This is a genomic window from Dietzia lutea (genome assembly GCF_003096075.1).
Taxonomy (GTDB): Bacteria; Actinomycetota; Actinomycetes; order Mycobacteriales; family Mycobacteriaceae; genus Dietzia; species Dietzia lutea.
This window is the reverse complement of the sequence record NZ_CP015449.1, coordinates 3,538,098-3,560,797: the sequence shown is the minus strand read 5'-3', so window position 1 is coordinate 3,560,797 and position 22,700 is coordinate 3,538,098. Positions and strand designations below refer to the sequence as shown.

Sequence of the window (22,700 nt, the reverse complement as noted above, 5' to 3'; positions counted from 1 at the left end):
CCACCCGCGCCCGGGTCAGCCCCTCGGGTAGACGAAGCCGCGCCGGACGTCGACGCCCACGGCCTCGCCGACCCGGCCGGGCACCGCGGTCCCGGCCGGGGCGAGAACCCTGAGCTCGGTGTCGCCGTGGCGGCAGATGACGGTTCGCCCGCTGCGGCCGTAGAGGGAGGTGACGAACTCCGCGTCGATGCGTCCCGCGGACCCGTCGGGCGCGGCGAGGTCGAGTCCGCCGGGCAGCAGCGCGAGGGTCGCGGGGCCCGTCACCGCGCCGGCGGGCCCGGTGAGGACAGCGGCACCGAGCACGATCCCCCCGTCGTGGGAGCGGAACCCGTCGCCGTCGACCGTTCCGTCGACGAGCGTGGCGTCGTGCAGGAACCCGGCGACGAAGGCGCTGTTCGGCGCGGCGTCCAACCGGTCGGGCACGTCGCACTGCACGAGTCGTCCCCCGTGCAGCACCGCCACCTCGTCGCCGAGCGCGAGGGCCTCGCCCCGGTCATGGGTCACGTGGATCATCGTGAGGTCGTGCTCGGCGGCGAGCCGGCGCAGGACCAGACGGAGCGAGGCGCGCAGCGGCTCGTCGAGCGCGGACAGGGCCTCGTCGAGCAGCAGGACGCCCGGTCGCGCGACGATGGCCCGGGCGAGCGAGACACGCTGACGCTGCCCACCGGACAGGGTGTCGGGCCGGCGCCGGGCGAACTCGCCCAGCTCGACGGTCTCGAGGGCCTCGGCGACGAGCGCGCGTCGGCGTGCGGTCGGCACCTTAGCGCGGCGCAGCGGGTAGGCGACGTTGTCGGCCACGCTGAGGTGGGGCCACACGGCGTGGTGTTGGAAGACCATGCCGAGTCCGCGTTCCTCGGGCGGGAGGTGGATCCCGTCGCCGACGAGGGTGCGGTCGCCGACCCGGATCGTGCCCGCCGAGGGGCGCTCGAACCCGGCGACGGCGCGGAGGAAGGTGGACTTGCCGGAGCCGGACGGGCCCACGAGGGCGAGGATCCGGCCGGAGTCCACGCGGACATCGAGGTCCTGCAGGGCGACGGTCTCGCCGAAGCGGACGCTGACGCCGCGGGCGTCGAGTTCAGGCACGGATCCTCCCGGATGGGGCGTCGGACCCGGTGTCGGGTCGGGTGTAGCGGGCACCGAAGGCGGCCAGGACGAGCAGGCCCACCGCCATGAGCACCACGGACAGAGCGGAGGAGGCGTTGTAGTCCCCGGCCCGCTGGTATTGGAAGATCACCACGCCGAGCGTCTGGGTGCCCGGGGCCACGAGCAGGACGGAGAGCGTGAGCTCCCGAACCGCGGTCACGGCGACCATGACCGAGCCGATCCCGGCGGCGGGCAGGGCCATGCGCACGCTCGTGTCGATCCGCGAGCGCAGCGCCTTCGCGCCCCCGATCCGGGCGGCCTCCTCCATCGACGAGTGGATCCCCGCCAGTGGCCCACGGACGGTCTGGACCACGATCGCGGTGAAGGCGGTGACGTACGCGCCGAGGATGACCCAGCGGGTGTTGAACAGGCCGGTGTAGCGGCCGAGGATGAGCCACCCCGTGGCGATGACGAGGCCGGGGACGGCCTGCGGCAGCAGCACCGACATGAGCAGCGGTTCCCGGTCGCGTCCCGCCAGGCGGGTGGTGAACAGTCCGACGAGCAGTCCGAGGACGCCGCAGACGAGCGCCGCTCCGAGCGCGAGGACGACGGAGTTGGTGACGCCGTCGATCGTGGTCGAGGCGGTCAGCGCCCGCCGGAAGTTGTCCAGGGTAGCGGTCTCCAGGGTGAGGGGTACGCCCGGCGCGGGGAGGAGGGCCCGGACCGCCAGGCCGACGAGCGGGGCGAGGGTGACGAGGACGCTGACGGTCCACGCGACCACCGCCAGGGGCAGCCGCGACCGGCCGAGGGCTTGGGGCGCGGCGGGCCGCCCGGTGCCGCCGAACTCGACCGACCCCTTGGTGACCTGCCGGTCGAGCAGCGTTCCCAGGACGCCGATCAGCAGCAGCACCACCCCGATCTGGGAGACGGTCTGCAGCGGCGAGACCACAGACCCGGATTCGAGGAACCGGTAGACCATCGTCGACAGCGTCTCGTACCCGGCGGGCAGACCCACGATCACAGGGATGCCGAAGTCGCCGATGCCGCTGACGAAGGTCAGGGTGAACGCCGCCGCCATGGCGGGGCGGATGAGGGGCAGGGTGACGTCGAGGTGTGTGCGCGTCGTACGGGCGCCGGAGAGGCGGGAGGCCTCCTCGAGCTCTGCGGGGATGCGTCGTAGCGCGGCCGCGACGACGAAGTACGCCATGGGGTAGGCGTGCAGGGTGAGCAGGAAGATGACGCCCGGCCCGCCGTAGAAGTTCCACGGCGCGAACCCGAACAGTCGGTCGAGGAGCCCGCCGTCGGTGAGCAGGCCGCTCCACGCGATGGCCCCGATGAAGGGCGGGATGAACAGCGGCGTGAGCAGCAGCAGGCGAAGCGCCCCGCGGCCCGGCAGATCGGTGCGGTCGAGCAGGAACGCCATCAGCGTGCCGATGATGACGGCCCCGACCGCCGAGAGCAGGGAGCTGACGAGGCTGTTGGCGGTGGCCGTGAGCAGGCCCTGGTCGATGAGTTCGGGCAGGTGGTTGGCCCCCAGCCCCAGCGAGACGACCAGGGCCAGGGGCAGCACCATGACGCCCGCGAGGGACGCCCACAGGGCCAGCCTGAGGGGGAGCGTCACCTACCTGACGGCCGCGTTGAAGGCGGCCACGGCGTCGTCGCGGGAGGCGGCGATCGCCTCGAGGTCCTGGTCGAAGAGGGCGATGTCGGCCAGTGCGGGGGCGCCCTCAGGGCTCCCGGCGTCCTCGCGCACGGGCAGGTAGCTCTGGTCGACGGCGATCTCCTGACCCTTCTTGGAGACGAGGAAGTCGAGGAAGAGCTTGGCGGCCTCGGGGTTGGGCGCGTCGGCGAACACGGCACCGGGCTGGGTGATGTAGGGGACGCCCTCGCTCGGGTAGCTCACGGCGATGGGCGAGCCCTGGGCGGCGAGGTCGCGGACGAGGTAGTCCACCACGATCCCGACGGGCCGGGATCCCTCGGCGACGGCCTGCGAGACGGGCCCGTTGGACTCGGCGACCTGCGGGTTGTTGGCGCCGAGCTGTTCGATCCACTCCTCGCCCAGGTCCGGCTGAAGGCTCCACGCCGCGGCGTTGAAGGCGGCCGCGCCGGAGACGTCCGGGTTGGGCAGGATGATCCGGTCGGCGTACTCGGGCTCGGTGAGCTCGGCCCACGAGGTCGGAGGCTCGGTGATCTCGGTGGTGTTGTAGGCGATCACGGTGGGGATGATGCGGGTGCCGACGTAGAACCCGTCGGGGTCGATCGCCACGTCGGACAGGGCGTCGGTCTCGCTGGGCTGGAACTCCTGGAAGAGGTTCTGGTCCTTGTAGTCCTCGAAGGTGGGCACGTCGGCGGCGAGCAGGATGTCCGCGGCGACCCCGCCGGTGGTCTTCTCGGCCTCGATGCGCGCCTTGAGGTCGCCGGTGCCTGCGCGGAAGACCTTCACCTCGATGCCCGGCTGCTCCTCGTTGAACGCGGAGATGATCTCGTCGATCTTGGCCTGCGGCTCCGAGGTGTAGAGGGTCACCTCGCCGGAGGCCTCCGAGGACGCGGTGCCCTCACCGGATCCGGGGGCCGCGGGCTCGGAACATCCCGCGAGCCCGAGAGCTCCGGCGGCGAAGACCGCCACCGATGCCAGTACCGCCCGACGACCAACAGACCGCGACACGCGACCACTTCCTATCTGCACCATGAAAAGGACACTCCATCCTGGCACCCTCGTCGGTCCGGCTCGGGAGTACGGGGTGAACCCACGGTGAATTCGGCGCCGAAGGTCGACCGGATGAGAACCGGTGCCGAGCGCTGACCGGATGAGAACCGGTGCCGAGCGCTGACCGGATGCGGACCGGTGTCGAGCGTTGACCGGATGCGAACCGGTGCCGCGGCGGGCACGGTGGAGTCATGACTGATTCCAACGCCATCACCGTCGAGCGCGTGATCGACCACTCGGCGGCTGAGATCTTCGATTTCCTCTCCAACCCGGAGAACCACGCCCGCCTGGACGGCTCTGGCTTCGTGCGCGGCGACTACAAGACCGACCGCATCCAGCAGGTCGGTGACGTGTTCGCCATGGACATGGAGGGCGAGCACATGGGCGGCGAATACCGCACCGAGAACCACGTCACCGGCTTCGCCAAGGACAAGCTGCTGGCCTGGCAGACCGCGCCCGCGGGCACCGAGCCCAAGGGCTGGGAGTGGGTCTGGGAGCTCGAGGCCCAGGGCCCGGACTCCACACTGGTGCGCCACACCTACGACTGGTCCAAGGTCACCGACAAGGACGTGCTCAAGAAGGTGTCGTTCCCGCTGGTGTCGCAGAAGCAGCTCGAGGACTCGCTGGGTAACCTCGCCTCGGCCGTCGCCGGCTGAGCGAGCCGCCCACCGCGACTCGCGACCTGCCCGACCAACGATCCGCCCCTCTGATCTCGATCCGCCCTGGGAGTGCCGAACTCCGGGGGCGGATCGCATTCGTAGGGGCGGATCGCCGCCGTCGCCTGTGCGCGCAGGGCCCGGCGTGCCGCTCCACCTGTGCGCGCATGGCCCGACTCGCCGCAGGAGCGGATCGCGGACTACGCCCGCATCGCCAGCGCCCGCGCCCGGCCACGTCTCGCCTTAGTCGATCTTCTTCAGCGCCGAACCCTTATGCATGGCCATGTGGCCGGTCTTGTCGCTTTCGATCTCGTACTGCGGCTCCTCCTTGCTGCAGCGCCGCATGCGTCCCTTGAACTCGACGTCCTCGGTGTGGATTTTCCGGATCACCCCGCGCACCATCCCGGCCTCGGAGTTCCACTCGACGTGGTCGCCCTTCTTGAAGTCGCTCATGACGCCAGTATGGGGGCCGGACGACGACGAAGTGAGCCATCTCACGCACTCGATCCCGTCCGCCGCCGAGTCGGCGGAACCTGCGCCGTGACCTGCGAGGCTGCACATCAGCGGTCACCACATGCGCCGGCCGCACGGGCCGCGGTGCCGCTCCGGGGCTTGCGAGGCCCCGCCCGCCTCTTCGTAGTCTCGGCGGCCGTCCGACAAACGACGTCGAAGCAGACGAACCAGTCGAAGAGCACGAGACGAGACCTTCAGGAGGTCACGAGTGATGCAGAAGAAGCTTGTCCGAACCCTGACCGGTGCGATGTTCGCGGGAGGCGTGGCCGCGGCCGGCGTCTCTCTCGCCGCCCCGGCTGCCAACGCGGCCCCGGCCAGCTCCTGGGACCAGGTGGCCCAGTGTGAGTCCGGCGGCAACTGGCAGATCAACACCGGCAACGGCTACTACGGTGGCCTGCAGTTCTCCGCCCAGACGTGGAGCGGCTACGGCGGCGGCGAGTACGCGGCGACGGCCGACCAGGCCACGCGTGAACAGCAGATCGACATCGGCGAGCGCGTACTCGCGGGTCAGGGCGCGGGCGCCTGGCCGAACTGTGGTGGGCCGCTCGCCTGATCCGAGCGCTACACACGGATATGCGCATGACCGGCGCCGGGGCGATCCTCCGGCGCCGGTCTTCCATCTAACCGGGGGCGATCCTCCGGCGCCGGTCTTCTGCCCGGCCGGGGCGATCCTCCGGCTCCGGTCGACTAGTCTTCTGAACGGTGACCACCGCCGATCGTGTCTACTCCCGACTCGTCACCCGCTCCGACGACGCGGAACACGAACTCCCCGAGCCCGTCCGACGCGACCTGCCGCGCAACGGCCTGCGGCTCGTCGCCGCCAACACGCTGCAGTCGTCCGGGGACCAGACCGTCAACGCCTCCACGGTGCTGCCCTGGTTGTTCCACGTCCTCGGGGTGCCCGCGGCGCTCGTGGGCCTGCTGGTGCCGATCCGCGAGTCCGGCTCGATGCTGCCGCAGGCGTTCCTCACCCCGCTCGTGGTGCGGGTGCGCCACCGCAAGTGGGTCTTCGTCACCGGGGCGGCCGTGCAGGCGGCGTCGGTCGCGGTGATGGCCGTGATCGCCGCGCTGGGCCGGGGAACCGCAGCCGGCGTGGGCATCCTGGCCGCGCTCGTGGTGTTCTCTCTGGGTCGCTGCCTGTGTTCGATCGCGTCGAAGGACGTGCAGGGCCGCACCATCCCGTCAGGGGAGCGCGGGCAGATCGTCGGCCTGGCGACGTCGGCGGCCGGGCTGGTCGCCATCACCCTCGGCGTGCTCATCCGGTTGCTGGGTGGCGAGGATCTCGACCACACCGCGCTGGCGATCCTGCTGGCCGTGGGCGCGCTGTTGTGGGCGCTGTCGGCGTCGGTGTACGCGCGGGTGCGCGAGCCGGCCGGCGAAGCCCGCGACACCGACGAACCGGGATCCGGCGCGGACGGCCCCGCGTCCGACGAGTCGTCGCCCTCCTGGTTCGCGGACGCGGCGCGGCTCTTCCGTGAGGACGCCACGTTCCGCAGGTTCATCTCCGTGCGCGGCCTGCTGCTGGTGTCCTCGCTGAGCCCGCCGTTCATCGTGACGCTGTCGATCGCCTCGGGGACGGGCGCGCTGGCCGGGCTCGGTGGCTTCATCCTCGCCTCCGGCGTGGCGTCGCTGATCGGTGGGCGCATCTTCGGCCGGATGGCCGACCGGTCGTCTCGCCTGCTGATGGCGGGCGCGGCGACGGCGGCGTCGATCGTGGCGGTGGCCCTGGTGCTGATCGAGTCGATCCCGGGCTTCGACGGTGGCTCACTGCTCGGCGCCGCGGTGTTCGTCGGCGCGTACTTCCTGCTCACGCTGCTGCACGCGGGCGTCCGCGTGGGGCGGAAGACCTACGTGGTGGACGTGGCGAAGGGCGACACCCGCACCGCGTACGTCGCGGTCGGCAACACGATGATGGGCGTCATCCTGCTGGTGGTGGGAGGCGTCAGTTCGGCGCTGGCGGCCGTGAGCGTGGACTGGGCGCTGGTGTTCCTCGCGGTGCTCGGCCTCATCGGGGCGGCGTCGGCGATCTCGATGCCCGAGGTCTCCCGCGGCGCTCAGGCCTCGGGGTCGAAGCCGACCACGTCGTAGATGAGCTTCTGCACGCCGTTGCCGTAGGCCTCGCTCTCGACCAGCTCGAGCTTCTGCCGCGGCTTGTCGGTGTCGCTCCACATGCGTTTGCCGGCGCCGAGGATCCACGGGAACACCAGCAGGTGGTAGCGGTCGATGAGCCCGGCGTCGGAGAGGTTCCGGGCCAGCGTGGCCGATCCGTGCACGAGGATCGGCGCCCCCTCGGCCTGCTTCAGTGCTGCCACCTCGTCGAGGTCGCGCAAGATCGTCGTCGTCCCCCATCCCTCCACGAGGTCGCCCTCGGCGAGCGTCGTGGAAACCACGTACTTGGGCATGGCGTTGTACTTCGGGAACTCGTCGACCATCTGCGGCCACACGGCGGAGAACGCCTGGTAGCTGACGCGGCCGAGCAGCATCGCGCCGGCCTCGTCCTGCTCGCGGGCCTTGAGGTCGTAGACCTCCTCGAGAAAGTCCACGCCGAACGTCCAGCCGGTGTTGCGGTAGCCGGGCTCGCCGCCAGGGGCCTCGACCACCCCGTCGAGCGAGACGAACGCGGTGTAGATCAGCTGGCTCACGGCGGTCTCCTCACGCGGGTCTGCCAGAGTACGCCCGCACGTGCGGTCTGGGAACGGTGACAATGGCGGCGACGAGTGCCACCGCGGCGCCGCCCGGCGCCCTGTGACGGCGACGAGTATGACGACGAGTACGACGACGAGGAGTTCCCATGCCCGACGACCAGACCACCCTCGCGGACTTCGAGGCCAGCCTGCTCGACGGGAGCGAGAAGGACCTGTCCGACTACCTGGGGCAGGTCGTCCTGGTGGTCAACACCGCGAGCAAGTGTGGGTTCACGCCCCAGTACAAGGGGCTGCAGGCGCTGTACGAGGAGTTCCGCGACCGGGGCTTCGTGGTGCTGGGGTTCCCATGTGACCAGTTCGCGCACCAGGAGCCCGGCACCGACGAGGAGATCGGCGCGTTCTGCGAGCGCAACTTCGGCGTGGAGTTCCCGCTGTTCTCCAAGATCGAGGTCAACGGGTCGGGCGCGCACCCGCTCTACGACTGGCTGAAGTCTGAGAAGCCCGGGGTGTTGGGCGGGCGGATCAAGTGGAACTTCACCAAGTTCCTCGTGGGCCGCGACGGCCGGGTGATCGACAGGTTCGGGCCCACCCGCAAGCCCGAGGACCTGCAAGAGGCCGTAGAAGCGGCACTACGGGCGTAGCCCGAGGGCGGCCGAGTCGGGGGCGCGTGGCCGAGGTCCGGATTCGCACTTGGACAATGGTCCGTTAAGGTGCCTAAGTCACCTCTTAGAACATCTGGAGCTTCATGTCCCTCGGACTCCGCCGCTTCGCGGCCACCACCGCCGGCGCGCTCGCCGTCGCCCTGACCCTCGGATCCGCCACCCCGGCACTGGCGCAGACCGCCAGCATCGATCCGTCCACCCTCGGTCTCGAGGACCTCGAGGCCATCATGGAGGCGGCCGGTTCGGTGCCGCTCGGGTCGGCGACCGGCTTGATCGGGTCGGTCGGGTCCGCGGACTTTCCGCTGGACGGCGAGGGCTCCTACAACCCGCTGCCGAAAAAGCCCCGCCCGGTGCAGGAGAACATCACCGAGTCCGAGTTCCTAAAGGTCGAGCGCACCTCCGGCGAGTACGAGTACTGGCTGGTCACCTCCGCGGCGATGAAGCGCGAGGTCATCCTGGAGGTCGTGCCCTCGCGCGTCACCGATGACGGCCCGGCGCCCGTGCTGTACATGCTCGACGGCGTCGACGCCCCCGAGTACAACTCGGGCTGGAACCACCAGGCGAAGATCCACGATCGCGTGCGGGGCGACAACGTCCACGTCGTGATGCCGACCGGCGCGTACGCCTCGTACTACGCCGACTGGAACGAGAACGACTCCGCCACCGGCTACAACAGGTGGGAGACGTTCCTCACGCAGGAGCTGCCCGGCATCGTCGAGCAGGGGCTCGCGGCGAAGGACCTGGAGACGAACGGCAAGGCCGCCATCGGCGGCATCTCCATGGGCGGCCAGGCGGCCATGCACCTCGCGGCCACTTACCCCGAGATCTACCAGGGCGTCATGTCCTTCAGCGGCTACTACTCGACCATGGACCAGCTGGGCTACCAGACCATCCGTGGCACGATCGAGACCCGTGGCGGCGACGTCGGCAACTTGTGGGGTCCGCACGGCAGCGCTGACTGGAAGCGCCACGACACCGTCTCCCACGCCGAGGACCTGAAGGACACGGCCGTGTACTTCTCCGCGGGCAACAACCTCGCCGGTGAGGCGGACTACGCCAACTACATGAAAAACGGCCAGCTGGACTTCATGAGCATGATCCTCGGTCAGCTGCTCGAGATAGGCGTGCTGGAGGGCTCGAAGGACTTCGAGAAGGCGCTCGATCGCGCCGGCGTGGAGCACCGCGTCGACTACGCCGAGACCGGCTTCCACAACTGGCCGAACTTCCTCAAGAACTTCGGCGCCGGCTGGGACTACATCAAGCCGGCCCTGTACGGCGGCGTCGTGGAGCGCGGAACGGGCAACCCGGGCACTTCCGGTTCCACGGGCTCGGCCGGTTCCTCGGGGTCGTCCGGGTCGACCGGTTCCTGATCGACCACCTGAGAAGCGGTCCTGCGCCCTCCCACACCCGGGCGCAGGACCGCTTCTGCATTGCTCGCCCCCTGCACTGAAGGACACCGCATGAACACCCGTCTCCGCCGCAGCGCTGTCGCCGGCGCCCTCGCTATGGCCCTCGGCGCAGTCGCACCCGCCCACGCCCAGATCGGCGGCGACATCGATACCTCGTCCCTGGGGCTCGAAGAGGTGGAGCTGATCGGGTCGGCGGCCGGTTCGGTCCCGCTCGGTTCGACGCTCGAGTCCCTCGGGTCGGCGGGGTCCACGAACATCCCGCTCGGCGGCACCGGGTCCTACGTGGAGCTGCCCAATCCGCCGCGGCCGCGTGACGAGTCGATCAGGCTGACCGAGCTCCGCGCCATCACCCAGCACGGTGACTACGAACACTGGCTCGTCACCTCCGCCACCATGCAGCGCGAGATCGTGCTCGAGGTCGTCCCGTCGCGCGTCCGCGGCCAGGGGCCGGCGCCGGTGCTGTACCTCCTCGACGGGGTCGACTCGGTCGAAGGGAACTCGGGGTGGAAGCGGGCCGGCCGCATCGCCGATCAGATGGCGGGCGAGAACGTCCACCTGGTGACGCCCACGGGCGGTCCTTCGACGTACTGGTCCGACTGGGATCGGGAGGACGAGGTCTTCGGCTACCGACGCGGACCGGCGAACCTACGGTGACGACTACTTCGAGATGTTGCAGGGTCTGGTGCTGGAGAAGGGCGTGATCGAGGGCGCCAAGGCGTTCTCCCGCGAGCTCGATCGTCACGGCATCGAGCATCGCGTGGACTACGGAGACGGCTTCCACGGGTGGCAGACGTTCCCCGACTTCATCATGCCCGGCTGGCACCACATCAGGCCCGCGCTCCAGGGCTGACCGCCGCCCTCATGACAAGACGGCCAGGCGCCGGCTCTCCAGATGACGGGCGATCGCGCCGACCGCCCGCTCCAGCACGTCCGCCTCGGGCAGGCAGACGATCCGGAAGTGATCCGGGTCCGGCCAGTTGAAGCCCGTGCCGTGAGTCACGAGGACGTGTTCCGAGCGCAACAGGTCGAGGACGAACGCCTCGTCGTCGTCGATCCCGTACATTTCCCGGTCGATCCGCGGGAAGCAGTACAACGCTCCGCGCGGCGCCACGCAGCTCACGCCGGGGATCGCGTTGAGCCTCTCCGCCGTGAGTGCCAGCTGCCGTTCGATCCGGCCGTCGGGGTCCACGACGTCCGGGCCCCACGGTGAGTCCTCCGCGAGCGCCACCGGGATCGCGTACTGGCCGGGCACGCCGGGACAGACCCGCATGTTCGACAGCAGCGTCAGTCCCTCCAGCAGGTCGGCGGCGCGGCCGAGCGGTCCCGTGGCCACCACCCAGCCGGCGCGGTACCCGCACACCCGGTATGCCTTGGACAACCCGCCGAAGGTCAGGCACAGCACGTCGTCCCCGGCCGCGAGCGCGGCGTGATGATGCGCGGCGTCGCCGAAGACCAGCTTCTCGTAGATCTCGTCGGACAGCAGCACCAGTCCGTGCCGGCGGGCGATGGCGGCCATCCCGCGGACGGTCTCCTCGCTGTACACCGCGCCGGTCGGGTTGTTGGGGTTGATCATCACCAGTGCGGTGGTGCGCGGGGTGATGCGTGACTCGATGTCCTCGAGGGAGGGGTTCCAGCCGTTCGCCTCGTCGGCGAGGTAGTGCACGGGCACCCCGCCGGTGAGGTTCACGGCTCCCGTCCAGGTGGGGTAGTCGGGTGCGGGGACGAGGATCTCGTCGCCGGGGTCGACCATGGCCTGGAGGACGAGGGTGATGAGCTCGCTGACCCCGTTGCCGCAGAATACGTCCGCCGGCGAGACCCCGCGGACGCCGCAGCGGCGGTAGTAGTCCGCGATCGCCTCGCGAGCCGCCGGGATGCCGCGCGAGTCGGAGTACGCCTGCCCGTCCTCGAGGCTCCGCGCGACGGCGTCCATCAGCTCGGGCCGGGCGTCCAGGCCGAACGGGCGCATGTTGCCCAGGTTGAGCCGGAGCACGTCGTGCCCCTCGGCCTCGAGGCGCATCGCCTCGGTGAGGATGGGGCCGCGCACGTCGTACCGGACGTCGCGGAGTCGGCGGGACTGGCGGTAGGTCTGCATGGCCTCCATCCCAGCCCGGAAGTGGCGCGCGCAGAAGATCCACTTCGCACATTTCCGCGGGACCACTTAACGCCCGCCTCGCCTACGCTGAGGCGCATGGCCCGCCCCGCCGACCCCGCTCGTCCCGATCGTCCCGCGCGCACCGCCCGCCCCGTCTCGCTCGTCGTGGGCGAGGTGGTCGGCGCGGCCGATCTGGTGGACGGGATCATCGACCGGATCGCGGAAGGGGCGCTGGCCGACGGCGACCGACTGCCCTCGACGCGCGCACTCGCCGAGCAGACCGGACTCTCGCGCGGCACTGTGGTGCGGGCGTTCGACGAGCTCGCGGCGGCCGGTTTCGTCGAGTCCGCGCACGGCTCGGGGACCCGGGTCAGCGCCGGTGCCGGGCTCGCCGCGCGGGCGGGGGCGCGCACCCGCGGCCACGCCGATCCCGTCGCGCCGCCGACCCCCGAGCCCCGCCGGGGCCGCTCGCCGCGGGACCTCCGGCCCGGCATCCCGGACGCGACCCTGGTGGATCAGCGTGCGTGGCGCGCGGCGGCGCGGGCGGCCGCCGCGCAGGGGCTTGCCGGCCTCAACCCGTGGGAGGAGCCGAGTCCGTCCCTGCGCGCCGCGCTCGCCGGTCACCTGCGTCGACACCGCGGAATCGCGGGTGCGGAGCCCCTGCTGTTCGACAGCTCGCGCTCGGCGATCGCGGCCCTGTGCGCGGCGTTCACCGCCGCGCCGGGGCACGACCGACCACCCGCGGTGTTCCACATGGAGGACCCCGGCTACCGCGGCGCGCGACTGATGGCCCGCGAGCAGGGCCTCGACGTCCGCCTGCACCCCGCCGAGCCGGGCGGCCTCGACGCCGCGCGCCTGGGCACCGAGCGCGCGATCGTGTTCACCACGCCCGCGCACCAGTTCCCGCTGGGGCACCGCATGAGCGTGGACAGGCGGGTCGCGCTGGTGGAGTGGGCGCGGCGGACCGGGTCGCTGGTGATCGAGGACGACTACGACGGCGAGTTCCGCTACGGCGTGGCACCCCTGCCGGCGCTGGTCACGCTGCCCGGCGCGGCCGATCACGTCGCGTACGTGGGCACGTCGTCCAAGTCGGTGGCGCCCGACCTGCGGGTGGCGTGGTGCCTGCCGCCCGCGTCGTTGCGGCGCGGGGTCGAGCGGTGGCTGGTGGTCCACCGCCGGGGCCCGTCGTCGTTGCCGGCCGAGGCGCTCGCGGCGTTCCTGGAGTCGGGGGCGATGGACCGCCACCTGGCGAGGGCGGCGCGCGTGTACGCCGATCGTCGCGGCCGCCTGGTGGCGGCGCTCGCGCGCGAGTGTCCCGGCCTGGAGGTGACGGGCGTCGAGGCGGGCCTGCACCTGTGCGTGGTGCTACTCGGATATGACGACGACGAGGTGGTCCGCGCACTCGAGGAGAGGGGGTGGCGCACCCGCCCGCTCAGCGGACAGGCGGAGAGCCACGCGGTGGCGGGACTCGTGCTGAGCTACTCGAGGCTCACCGCGCGGGACGCGGCCGAGTTCGCGGTGGACCTGCGACGGGTTCTCGATCGGCTGGCCCCGCGCTGACCCGTGACGCCCGCCGCGTGCTCGGCCCGGGGGCACGATGCACCCGCCGAACCCCCGCCGCGGGTTCGCGGTACGCCCGCCGAGCGGGTGCGGTCCCCGCCGTGCGGCCATACAGTGAGCCCGCGAGCAATCCGCGGCGAGGGCGCAGAGGAGACGCACCATGGGCACATCATTCTGGCGACGCACGACGATCGATCCCCCGGCGGCCGAGTTCCCCGAGGGCGAGCACGTGGACCTGGTGATCGCGGGCGCGGGGTTCACCGGCCTCATCACCGCGATGATGGCGGCCGCGCGCGGGCGCTCGGTGGTGGTCCTCGAGGCGCACACGGTGGGCGCCGGCGCGAGCGGGGCGACCACCGCCAAGGTCTCGGTCCTGCAGGGCACGCGCCTGTCGACGCTGCGCTCGAGGCACGGGCTCGAGACCGCCCGTCATTACGCCGAGGCCCATCAGTACGGGCTGGACTGGTGGGCGGAGTTCTGCGAGACGCACGGCGTGTCCGCCCAGCGCAGGTCCGCGCTCAGCTACTCGCGTGGCGCCCTGGGGACGGCATCGTTGCGCAAGGAGAAGCAGACGATGGACGACCTCGGTCTCCCCGCCCGGTGGCACGACCGACTGGATGTTCCCTTCCCCGCTCGATCGGCCGTGGAACTGCCCGACCAGCTGCAGATCGATCCCGTCCAGGCGCTGGCCGCGCTGGTCAAGGCCGTGGACGCGCTCGGGGTGCGCATCGTCGAGCACTCCCGCGTCACCAAGGTGACCCCGCGGGGCGACGGCGCGGACGCCCACGCCGAGGTACGCAGTGACCGCGGGATCCTCACCGCGCGCGACGTGCTCCTGGCGACGTCCGGTCCGTCACTGGACCGCGGCCCGACGGTGGCGACCATGGAGGCCGAACGCTCGTATCTGTGCGCGTTTGAATACGACGGCGGCCTGCCGGAGGGCATGTACGGCTCGGTGGAGACGCCGGTGCGCTCGCTGCGGACCGTGCCGACCGAGAACGGGGAGGTCCTCTTCGTGGGCGGCAACGGCCACCGCACCGGAACCGCCGCCCCCACCGGATCCAAGATCGAGTCGCTGCGGGAGTACGCGGAGAAGTACTTCCCCGGCGCGCGGATGACCCACGGGTGGTCCGCGCAGGACTTCCACCCGGTCGAGATGGTGCCCAGGTCGGGACCGCTGCCGTGGGGGAAGGGCCGTGTGCACTACGCCGGCGGCTACAGCAAGTGGGGGGTCAGCGGGTCCGCCGCGACGGCGGGGATCATGGTCGACCGCCTCGAAGGGCTCGACCCACGCGTGTCGTTCGGCAAGCCGACTCTGACAGGCATGGTCAAGACCGCGCCTTCGATGTACGCCGACCTGCCCGTCCACATGGCCGCCGCCGCGGCGAAGTCGGTGGTCCGGCGCCCGCGGCCGAGTGTCCGACCGATGGGAGAGGCGACGGCCGACGACGGCGAGAAGTGCACTGTCGGCCTGCTGTGCCCGCACATGGGCGCCGTGCTCAGCTGGAACGACGCCGAGCGCTCGTGGGACTGCCCCTGGCACGGGTCCCGCTTCACGGCGTGTGGTGAACTCATCGAGGGCCCGGCCACGAGCGACCTGAAGCGCCACGACACCGCCTGACGGCCCCGCCCCACGGGTCTGCGGCGCCCGCCGCCGGCCCTCACCGCCACACACGTAGAGAGAAAAGGAACACCGATGAGCCCCACCGACCAGGGCCCGAACCCCTTCGTCGTCGACATCGAGGAGGCCACACTCGCCAACGACAACTACCGGACCACTCTCTGGACGGGCTCGCACATGCAGCTCACCGTCATGAGCATCAAGCCGGGCGACGACATCGGGCTCGAGGTCCACGACGACCACGACCAGTTCCTGCGCGTGGAGGCCGGCCGGGGCCGGGTCGAGATGGGTCCGGCGAAGGACCAGCTGGACTTCGTGCGCGAGGTCTCCGACGACTGGGTCATCCTCGTGCCCGCCGGGAGCTGGCACAACGTCACCAACATCGGCGAGGACGACCTCAAGGTCTACTCGCTGTACGGTCCGCCCGAGCACGAGCACGGCACCGTCCACCCGACGAAGGCGGACGACGACCACCACTGAGGGCTGGCCGGGGCGGTCCCTCCCTCCCGGGCGCGGACCCGCCGCGCATGACACGCTGGTGACGTGAAGACGCCGGTACCTGACTATCTGCTCGAGATCCGCGACGCCTGCTCGGACGCCGGGGAGGGTCGGCTCGCCGACTACATCCCCGAGCTCGCGGCCGTGGACCCGGACCGGTTCGCGGTGGCCGCCTGCACGATGGACGGGGTCGTCTACACCGCCGGCGACGCGGACGCTGAGTTCACCATCCAGTCGATGAGCAAGCCGTTCGTCTACGCGCTCGCCCTGCGCGACCGCGGGATCGAGGCGGTGCTGGAGAAGGTCGAGGTGGAGCCGTCCGGCGACGCGTTCAACCAGATCTCCCTCAACCGCGACACGGGCCGGCCGCGCAACCCGATGATCAACATCGGGGCGATCACCACGCACACGCTCGTCGGCCCGCCCGGCGCCTCGGAGGACGAGCGCAGCGAGGTCATCGCGGACGGGTTGTCGGCGTTCGCGGGTCGGCGTCTCGAGATCGACGGCGCCGTGTGCGAGTCCGAGCTGCGCACCGCGTTCCGCAACCGCGCGATGGCCAACCTGGTCCGGGCCGGCGGGATCATCGAGGACGACCCCGACGAGGCCGTGCGCGGGTACACCCGGCAGTGCGCGTACCGGGTGACGGTGCGAGACCTCGCCGTCATGGCCGTCACGCTGGCCACCGGCGGCGTCAATCCGGTCACGCGCGAGCGGGTCGTGTCGGCGCCGGTCGCGAGGCAGGTCCTCGCCGTGATGGCGACGTGCGGGATGTACGACGCCGCCGGCGACTGGATGTCCACGGTGGGGATCCCGGCGAAGAGCGGGGTATCCGGAGGGATTCTCGGCGCGCTGCCAGGTCAGGTGGGGCTGGGGGTGTTCTCGCCGCGGCTCGACGAGCACGGGCACAGTGTCGAGGGCGTGCGCACCTTCGAGCGGCTGTCGCAGGACCTCGAGCTGCACCTCATGAACACCACGGTCACCGAGGTCGAGGCCGTGCGGTCGGTGCGGTTCGACGAGATCTCCGGCCGACGCACGTTCCGCCTGCAGGGCCCCATGACCTTCGCCAGCGCCGAGCAGGTGTTGCGGCGCCTGGCCGAGATCCCCGAGGGGCCGGGCGAGGTGACGCTCGACCTCAGCCGCGTGTCCTCGGTCAACACGAGCGCCCGGCGGATGCTGCTCGAGGCGATGCGGCGGCTGTCCGCGGAGGGGCACACGGTGGGGCTCGCGGATCCGGGCCGGCGCCTGCCGGAGCCGGACCTCGGCGACGGGACCCGCCCGGTCACCCGCCGCGCGGCGCGCTGACCGTCCCCGTGGCGCTCACCCGCCGCTGGGCCCGCTGACCGGCCCGAACTCGTGCCCCTCGCCGGCGGCGAGGTCGCGGAGCCGCGCCAGCTGGTCGCAGTAGTGGGAGGCGTCGCGCGAGAGCGCCTCGGCCGCGCCGGCCAGCATCGACTCCAGTTCCGGGAGGGTCAGTCCGAACGGCACCCACCCGTCGCCGTGGTCGAGCGCCCGCCGCAGGGACCGCCGGGTCCGCCCGCCGATCCAGAGCGGTACCCGGTCCTGGATGGCGTGCGGCCTGACGATCACGGCTGAGTAGTCGTGAAACCGGCCGTGATACTCCGGCTCCGGGACCGAGAGGGAGGCGCGAAGCGCGGCGAGTGCGTCGTCGGCCCGTGCACCGCGGTCGTTGAACGGCGCGCCGAGGAGCTCGAACTCCTCCTTGAGGCTGCCCACCCCGAGGCCGAGGATCACCCGTCCGCCGCTGACCGCGTCCAACGTCCCGTAGCGCTTGGCGATCTCCAGGGGGTGGTGGTAGCCCAGCACCAGGACCTGGGTGGCCAGCCGGATGCGGGTGGTCCGGGCGGCCAGGTAGCCGAACGTGGCCAGCGGATCCCAGTAGGTTCCGCCGCGTACGGCGGCGGTCTCGGTGGGGACCGCCACGTGTTCGCTGCAGGTGAGGTGGTGGAAGCCGAGCTCGTCGGCGGCCACCGCGATGCGGGCGATGTCCTCGATCCCCGCTGAGTGTTCCCACGCGGACGCGGTCGGTGGATAGACGGTGACCACCGGAGTCGAAATACCCAGTCGCATACCGCGGAGTCTGCCCTGTCACACCCCGGCCCCGTTGGCCGCGAGCGCCGCGCGGACCGTGTCGGGGGCGGTGGTCATGGAGTGCTCGAAACCTTGCGTGCGGCGCGCGCCGTTCATGAAGTGCGCGCTCAGGCCGGCGAGGTCGGCGGGGGTCGGCAGGATCGGCACGACGGTCGTGCCGCGGGCGCGGACGGTGGCGATCTCGGCGTGCAGGACGGTCGACATCGGGCGGCGGATCATCCGGTACTCGAGCGAGCCACCGGGTCCGGGGATGCGGACGCCCGGTGCCGACGCCATGGGGGCGATGACGTAAATGACGTCCGCCTCCTCGGGGGCGATGAGGTCGACCGAGGCGGTCGAGCCCATCCCGCCGTCGACGAAGATGCGGTCACCGATCGGCACCGGCGGCATCCAGCCGGGCGTCGCCCACGAGGCGCGCAGCGCCTCGCCGACGGTCGCGATGGGGGAGCCGGGCGCGCCGAACACGACCCGCTCCCCGGCGCGGACGTCGTAGGCCACCATCCGGGCGGCGGGGTGGGGCAGCCAGGCGCCGACCTCGAACTGCTCGGCGAGTCGCTGCAGCCACCCCGCGTCCGCGCGTCCGGTGGGGGCGATGCCGGTGAGGCCGGCCAGCCCGGCGCGCTTGCGTAGGAGGCCCGGGTTGAGGAGGGGGAACCGCGGCAGCGGCGGCACGCTGGGCGGAGTGGAGGCGATGTGGTCCCGCAGCCTCGGGTCGGTCGCCCGGCCGTACTGCATGTCGACCAGTTCCCCGACGGAGACCCCGCCGGCGAGCATGGTGACGAGTTCGGCGCCCGCGGAGGTGCCGAGCATGACGTCCGCTTCGCGCGGGTCGACGCCGGTCTGCTCGGTCAGGGCGTGCATGGCCGCGATCGCCCAGGCGGCCCCGATGGTGCCGCCGCAGCCGAGCACGATCGCCGTCCTGCTCATGCGGCGGACTCCTGAGGGCTGCGGCTCCCGTCCGCGCCGACCCTATCCACGGGGCTCGGCGACGAACACGGGAATCGTCCGATCGGTCTTCTCCTGGTAGTCCGCGTAGTCGGGGTACACCGACACCGCACGCGCCCACCATTCGTCGCGCTCGGCGCCGGTGACCTCGCGGGCGGTGTAGTCGCCGACCCGATCCATGTCCTGCACCACGACGTGCGGGTTCGCGGCGATGTTCCAGTACCAGAACGGATGAGTGGGCGCGCCGCCCTGGGAGGCGACCAGCGCGTAGGCGCCGTCGTGTTCTACGCGCATGAGGGGCGTCTTGCGCAGCTTGCCGGACTTGTTGCCCACCGTGGTGACGATGACGACCGGGATCCCGCCCAAGTCCGAGGCCTCGTCCCCGTTGGTGCGTTCGTATTGTTCGACCTGCGTGCGCACCCATTCGCTGGGGCTTGGTTCGTATTCTCCGGTCAGCGGCATGGAGTCTCCTCGGGTCGATGATGTCCTCACCGTGAGTGGGACCTTACCGGCCGGAGCGCTCAGGCGTACCGGTCCGTGAACCGGGCGACCGCGTCGACCACCGCGAGGTAGCGCGGCGAGCGCACGGCGTCGAAGCCGTGCTGCGCGCCGGGCAGCTCGGCGTAGATCACCGGGTTCGGCGACCCCGCGCGCAGGTGCCGCACGAGCCGCCGCGAGCCCTTGACCGGCGTGTACGTGTCCAGCGTTCCGTGGATGATCGCCACCGGCGGTGCCCCCGACGCCGGGTGCCGCACGGGGTCCGAGACGTCCCGGGTCGCACTGCCCAGCCGCCCGTAGTACCCGTAGAGCCCGACCGCCGCGGCCAGCGTGGTGTCGACGTGCTCGAAGCCGGGCTGGAAGCGTGGATCGTTCGCGGTCAGCGCGGTCATCATCGCGATGTGGGCGCCGGCCGAGCTGCCCGCCACGACGATCGGCGCATCGGCCGGGATGTCGTGCGACGGCCCCTCTGCGCGGATCCAGTGGATAAGCCGCTTGATGTCCACCAGGTGCTGCGGGAAGCCCGACTCGGGGGTGGGCGACAGGGTGTAGGTCGCGCTGATGGCGGCCCAGCCGCGGCGGGCGTGGTCGAACAGCATCGCGCGGGACTCGCGGCTCGGTGCGCCCGCGCGGAAGTGGCCGCCGTGGATGTGGACGAGCACGCCGCGCACCCCGCCCGACCCCGCGCCGGCACCGTCCGCGCGAGACCCGGCGCCAACCCCGCCGGCGCCATCAGGACGAGTGCTTGCACAAGTGTAGAGATCGAGCCGGTTCGCCACGGGGTCCGGTCCGTAGACCATGCCCCGGCGGGCGCGCACCCCGTGCGGCGGCAGCGGCCACGGACGGGCCAGCACCGTCGGCCAGGGCGTGCGGTGGCGAGGGGCGGGGCTCGTCGCCGTCGCCGTACCGCGCCCCTCCGTGCCGACCTGCAGCGCACCGTCCCCTGGCGCCCGCTCCCGCAGCGCGCGGTCCAGGACGGGCCGCGCGGCGAGGTGGCGCGCGAGCACGACCCCCAGCCCCGCGCAGGTCAGCGCGGCCATCCCCGCGCCCACCAGGTCGGACGGATGCCGCTCCCGGCGGCCCAGCGCGCTCGCCGTGGTCGCGCTCACGAGCGCGCCGATGTGCAGCGGCATCTCGAGCGCCGGCAGGCTCGCCACCCACCCCGCGGTGGCGGCGGCGAACGGCCGACGGATCGGGCGAAGCGCGAGCACCGTGGACGCCGCGGCGGGCGCGACGAGCGCGGGCAGCGGGACGCGGGTGGGTCGGGGCACGGTCACTCCTCGAGCAGGTCAGCGCGTTCCCAGGCCGCCACCGGGCCCGGAATCAGGTCGAACATCGGGTGCGGCCGCGGGGCGGCGAGCCGGTCCAGCCACGGCGGATCGCGCTCGATGACCTTGGCCCGCAGGTGCGCCCACTCCAGCGCGAGCTGGCCGTCGGTGAGCGGCAGGCGCTCGGGCCCGGGCGGCAGGACGACGCGCGTGCGGTCGAAGCGGTAGCCGCGCGCGTCGGCGGCGTCGGCGAGACCGTGGAGCCACGTGGCGATCCCCGCGACCGGGTCGGCGAGCGTGCGGAACCGCTCGAGCTGGGGATGCGCGCGATAGCCCTTCGTCATCCCGCGGAGTACCTTCTGGGCCAGGAGCCCCTCGCGCCACCCGGCGACGAGCGCGGCGCGGTCGAGCAGGTCGGGATGGATGCTCCACAGGCGCACCCCGGCGAGTATAGGGACGGCCGCGCGGCGGGGGCCGGCGTGCGTGGCGGCGGGCGCGCCCGGAGGGGAAGGGACGAGACCATGACGACGACGACAACGCCGACGCTCGACGAGGTGATGGCCGAGCTCGCCGAGCTCGAGGACGCCCGGATCCGGGAGGTCAACTCCCGACACGGGGACGACCACGGGGTCAACCTGACGGCGCTGCGGGCGGTGGCCAAGCGGGTGAAGAAGGACCAGCCCCTGGCGGTCGAGCTGTGGGCCACCGGCGACTCGGCCGCGCGGCTGCTGGCGATCCTCGTGTGCCGCCCGAAGGAGTTCTCCGCCGACGAACTCGACGCGATGCTGCGCCAGGCCCGCACGCGGAAGGTCCACGACTGGCTCGTCGGCTACGTGGTGATGAAGGGCCCGCACGCCGAGGACCTGCGCGTCGCGTGGCTCGACGATCCCGACCCGGTCGTGGCCTCCGCCGGCTGGGCGCTCACCGCCGACCGCGTGGTCAAGAAGCCCGAGGGGCTGGACCTGTCCGGTCTGCTGGACGTCATCGAGGCCGAGATGGCCGACGCCCACGAGCGGCTGCAATGGGGGATGAACACCTGCCTGGCGCAGATCGGCATCCACCACCCGGAGCTGCGCGGGCGGGCGCTGGAGATCGGTGAGCGGCTGGGGGTGCTGCGCGACTACCCGACGCCGCGCGGCTGCACCTCGCCGTACGTGCCCGAGTGGATCGGGGAGATGGTCCGCCGGCAGCAGGGCTGACGCCGCGCGCGGCGAGTGGTCACAGACGCCGGTTTCTGGCGTCAGCGACCTGGGGGAGTTTCAGCGCTGCGCGGTAGATCGCGGCGTGGACGGCCGCGACGGCGGCGTCCTCGGCGTCCGGCGAGCGCGCGGGGACCGGCGGGCTGCCGAGTGCGGTGTCCAGTGCCGCCCGGAGCTCGGCGATGTCAGGTGACCCGGGGTCGTACGAGGCGACGTCGTGGCCCCACTGCTCGACCAGATACCCGATGCGCGGCACCACAGGCGGCAGACCCAGGTCGCGGCACAGCTCCAGCCAGCCCGAATGCGTGCCGTGGCGGTGCGGAAGCACGAGGGCGTCGAACCCGGCGAGGGCGGCGCACAGGGCGGCCTCCGGTAGGTGGTCGTGCGCCCGCACCTCGATATCGGCGCGCGCGGAGAGGCGGTCGAGCACGAGCGCGTCGGCGTGCCGCGGGTGGCGGGGATCGCGGGCGGCGGCGAGGGCATCGGCGCGGACCATCACGACCAGCCGGGCGCCCCGCGGCAGTGCGTCGGCGAGCGCGGGCAGCAGCTCCTCGGCCGCGACGCCCGCACGCAGTGAGCCGAGCACCACGCCCACCGTGCGGACTCGCTCGGGGCTGCCGTCGGCTGGCACGTGCTCGGCTCGTGCGGCCAGGTCCTCTCGGCGGACGCGTTCGTCGCGCTCGCGGCGGAGCGGCTCGGTGACCGCGGCCGGTACGAGGCGAGGATGCGGGACGACCTGCGCGTCGACGCCCCATCGCTCCCGGATCTCAGCGGCGGCGCCGACGGTCAGCGTGAGGACGGCGGAGGCTCCGCGGACGAGATGACCGGTGCGCTCGAGATGGGCGGCGGGGTCCGGCTCGTGCGGGTTGGTCAGGTCGTGGACGGTCACCACCAGCGGCATCGCCCGCGCCCGCAGTGCCGCGACGAACTCGGCGATCTGACCGGGCGAGCGGTGCTCGTACCCGAAGTGCACGTGCACGAGATCGGCATCGTCGAGGACCTCGGTCCGCTCTGCCGCCTCCAGCGCCGGATGTGGCCACCAGCGGGCGGGCTCGGCCGGGTCCAGCACCGGGTCGTCGAGCACGACGACATCGGCGGCGGGCCCGAGGGCGTGGCGGACGTAATCGTGCCCGGCGGGCACCGAGCGGACCCGCATCGACGGGGCGGGGGAGACGCCTGAGTTCACCTCGACACCGTGCCATGCGCCCCCGGAGCGGCGATCCCGGGCCTACTAC

The 22,700-nt window shown here is 72.0% G+C and carries 24 protein-coding genes; 12 read left to right on the top strand and 12 right to left on the bottom strand.

Annotated elements, in window-relative coordinates:
• Positions 1-15: 15 nt before the first annotated feature.
• The 3 genes from A6035_RS16385 to A6035_RS16375 are packed head-to-tail and all read right to left on the bottom strand — an operon-like array spanning position 16 to position 3,772.
• Positions 16-1,083: an ABC transporter ATP-binding protein gene (locus tag A6035_RS16385; RefSeq protein WP_108848812.1), complete on the bottom strand. Its 1,068-nt coding sequence runs from the start codon at positions 1,081-1,083 to the stop codon at positions 16-18.
• Entirely contained in the window at positions 1,076-2,704 is a 1,629-nt protein-coding gene (locus A6035_RS16380; protein ID WP_108848811.1) for an ABC transporter permease, read from the bottom strand. Before A6035_RS16380 ends, A6035_RS16385 begins: the two co-directional genes overlap by 8 nt.
• Positions 2,705-3,772, bottom strand: coding sequence for an ABC transporter substrate-binding protein (locus A6035_RS16375; protein WP_412523634.1), 1,068 nt, complete (start codon positions 3,770-3,772; stop codon positions 2,705-2,707). It lies immediately after the preceding gene.
• 209 nt (positions 3,773-3,981) lie between these two features.
• Between A6035_RS16375 and A6035_RS16370 the strand changes: the two genes are divergently transcribed.
• Positions 3,982-4,446, top strand: a complete 465-nt coding sequence (locus A6035_RS16370; RefSeq protein WP_108848809.1) for an SRPBCC family protein — start codon at positions 3,982-3,984, stop codon at positions 4,444-4,446.
• Between the two features lie 243 nt (positions 4,447-4,689).
• Here the strand turns inward: A6035_RS16370 and A6035_RS16365 are convergent, their stop codons facing one another.
• On the bottom strand, positions 4,690-4,899 hold the full coding sequence (locus A6035_RS16365; RefSeq protein WP_108848808.1) for a hypervirulence associated TUDOR domain-containing protein: 210 nt from the start codon (positions 4,897-4,899) through the stop codon (positions 4,690-4,692).
• Between the two features lie 271 nt (positions 4,900-5,170).
• Here A6035_RS16365 and A6035_RS16360 point away from each other — a divergent pair, with 271 nt between their 5' ends.
• Both A6035_RS16360 and A6035_RS16355 read left to right on the top strand, forming a co-directional pair.
• A complete protein-coding gene (locus A6035_RS16360; protein WP_061228150.1) occupies positions 5,171-5,512 on the top strand; it encodes a transglycosylase family protein in 342 nt (113 codons plus the stop codon).
• A 149-nt stretch (positions 5,513-5,661) separates the two neighbouring features.
• Complete coding sequence (locus A6035_RS16355) at positions 5,662-7,047, top strand: MFS transporter (RefSeq protein ID WP_108848807.1); 1,386 nt, start codon at positions 5,662-5,664, stop codon at positions 7,045-7,047.
• Here A6035_RS16355 and A6035_RS16350 read toward each other — a convergent pair.
• Entirely contained in the window at positions 7,014-7,601 is a 588-nt protein-coding gene (locus A6035_RS16350) for a dihydrofolate reductase family protein (protein ID WP_108848806.1), read from the bottom strand. The two genes, A6035_RS16355 and A6035_RS16350, sit on opposite strands and share 34 nt — an antisense overlap.
• A 149-nt stretch (positions 7,602-7,750) precedes the next feature.
• On the opposite strand from A6035_RS16350, the gene A6035_RS16345 reads away from it, so the two are divergent.
• From A6035_RS16345 to A6035_RS16330, 4 genes are all read left to right on the top strand, one after another.
• Positions 7,751-8,245, top strand: coding sequence for a glutathione peroxidase (locus A6035_RS16345; RefSeq protein WP_108848805.1), 495 nt, complete (start codon positions 7,751-7,753; stop codon positions 8,243-8,245).
• 104 nt (positions 8,246-8,349) lie between these two features.
• Positions 8,350-9,636 (top strand): alpha/beta hydrolase, encoded by a 1,287-nt coding sequence (locus A6035_RS16340; RefSeq protein ID WP_108848804.1) that lies wholly within the window; start codon positions 8,350-8,352, stop codon positions 9,634-9,636.
• Between the two features lie 90 nt (positions 9,637-9,726).
• Positions 9,727-10,329 (top strand): alpha/beta hydrolase-fold protein, encoded by a 603-nt coding sequence (locus tag A6035_RS16335; RefSeq protein ID WP_108848803.1) that lies wholly within the window; start codon positions 9,727-9,729, stop codon positions 10,327-10,329.
• A 13-nt stretch (positions 10,330-10,342) separates the two neighbouring features.
• Entirely contained in the window at positions 10,343-10,525 is a 183-nt protein-coding gene (locus A6035_RS16330) for a hypothetical protein (RefSeq protein ID WP_108848802.1), read from the top strand.
• Positions 10,526-10,534: 9 nt separating this feature from the next.
• On the opposite strand, the gene A6035_RS16325 is transcribed toward A6035_RS16330, so the two are convergent.
• Positions 10,535-11,767: a pyridoxal phosphate-dependent aminotransferase gene (locus A6035_RS16325; RefSeq protein ID WP_108849346.1), complete on the bottom strand. Its 1,233-nt coding sequence runs from the start codon at positions 11,765-11,767 to the stop codon at positions 10,535-10,537.
• Between the two features lie 96 nt (positions 11,768-11,863).
• Between A6035_RS16325 and A6035_RS16320 the strand changes: the two genes are divergently transcribed.
• The 4 genes from A6035_RS16320 (at position 11,864) to A6035_RS16305 (ending at position 16,748) form a co-directional block, all read left to right on the top strand.
• Complete coding sequence (locus A6035_RS16320) at positions 11,864-13,327, top strand: aminotransferase-like domain-containing protein (protein ID WP_108848801.1); 1,464 nt, start codon at positions 11,864-11,866, stop codon at positions 13,325-13,327.
• Between the two features lie 160 nt (positions 13,328-13,487).
• Positions 13,488-14,948 (top strand): FAD-dependent oxidoreductase, encoded by a 1,461-nt coding sequence (locus A6035_RS16315; protein ID WP_108848800.1) that lies wholly within the window; start codon positions 13,488-13,490, stop codon positions 14,946-14,948.
• Between the two features lie 75 nt (positions 14,949-15,023).
• Positions 15,024-15,428, top strand: a complete 405-nt coding sequence (locus tag A6035_RS16310; protein ID WP_108848799.1) for a cupin domain-containing protein — start codon at positions 15,024-15,026, stop codon at positions 15,426-15,428.
• A 63-nt stretch (positions 15,429-15,491) separates the two neighbouring features.
• Positions 15,492-16,748, top strand: coding sequence for a glutaminase (locus tag A6035_RS16305; RefSeq protein WP_108848798.1), 1,257 nt, complete (start codon positions 15,492-15,494; stop codon positions 16,746-16,748).
• A gap of 15 nt (positions 16,749-16,763) precedes the next feature.
• Here the strand turns inward: A6035_RS16305 and A6035_RS16300 are convergent, their stop codons facing one another.
• The 5 genes from A6035_RS16300 to A6035_RS16280 are packed head-to-tail and all read right to left on the bottom strand — an operon-like array spanning position 16,764 to position 20,706.
• Complete coding sequence (locus tag A6035_RS16300) at positions 16,764-17,534, bottom strand: TIGR03619 family F420-dependent LLM class oxidoreductase (RefSeq protein WP_108848797.1); 771 nt, start codon at positions 17,532-17,534, stop codon at positions 16,764-16,766.
• Positions 17,535-17,552: 18 nt separating this feature from the next.
• Positions 17,553-18,482: a patatin-like phospholipase family protein gene (locus tag A6035_RS16295; protein ID WP_108848796.1), complete on the bottom strand. Its 930-nt coding sequence runs from the start codon at positions 18,480-18,482 to the stop codon at positions 17,553-17,555.
• Positions 18,483-18,524: 42 nt separating this feature from the next.
• Positions 18,525-18,962, bottom strand: a complete 438-nt coding sequence (locus A6035_RS16290; protein WP_108848795.1) for a nitroreductase family deazaflavin-dependent oxidoreductase — start codon at positions 18,960-18,962, stop codon at positions 18,525-18,527.
• A 59-nt stretch (positions 18,963-19,021) separates the two neighbouring features.
• Positions 19,022-20,269 (bottom strand): alpha/beta hydrolase, encoded by a 1,248-nt coding sequence (locus A6035_RS16285; RefSeq protein ID WP_108848794.1) that lies wholly within the window; start codon positions 20,267-20,269, stop codon positions 19,022-19,024.
• Between the two features lie 2 nt (positions 20,270-20,271).
• Positions 20,272-20,706: a pyrimidine dimer DNA glycosylase/endonuclease V gene (locus A6035_RS16280; protein WP_108848793.1), complete on the bottom strand. Its 435-nt coding sequence runs from the start codon at positions 20,704-20,706 to the stop codon at positions 20,272-20,274.
• A gap of 81 nt (positions 20,707-20,787) precedes the next feature.
• Between A6035_RS16280 and A6035_RS16275 the strand changes: the two genes are divergently transcribed.
• Complete coding sequence (locus A6035_RS16275; RefSeq protein WP_108848792.1) at positions 20,788-21,465, top strand: DNA alkylation repair protein; 678 nt, start codon at positions 20,788-20,790, stop codon at positions 21,463-21,465.
• Positions 21,466-21,484: 19 nt separating this feature from the next.
• Here the strand turns inward: A6035_RS16275 and A6035_RS16270 are convergent, their stop codons facing one another.
• Positions 21,485-22,651, bottom strand: a complete 1,167-nt coding sequence (locus tag A6035_RS16270) for a glycosyltransferase family protein (protein WP_244192473.1) — start codon at positions 22,649-22,651, stop codon at positions 21,485-21,487.
• Positions 22,652-22,700: the final 49 nt, after the last annotated feature.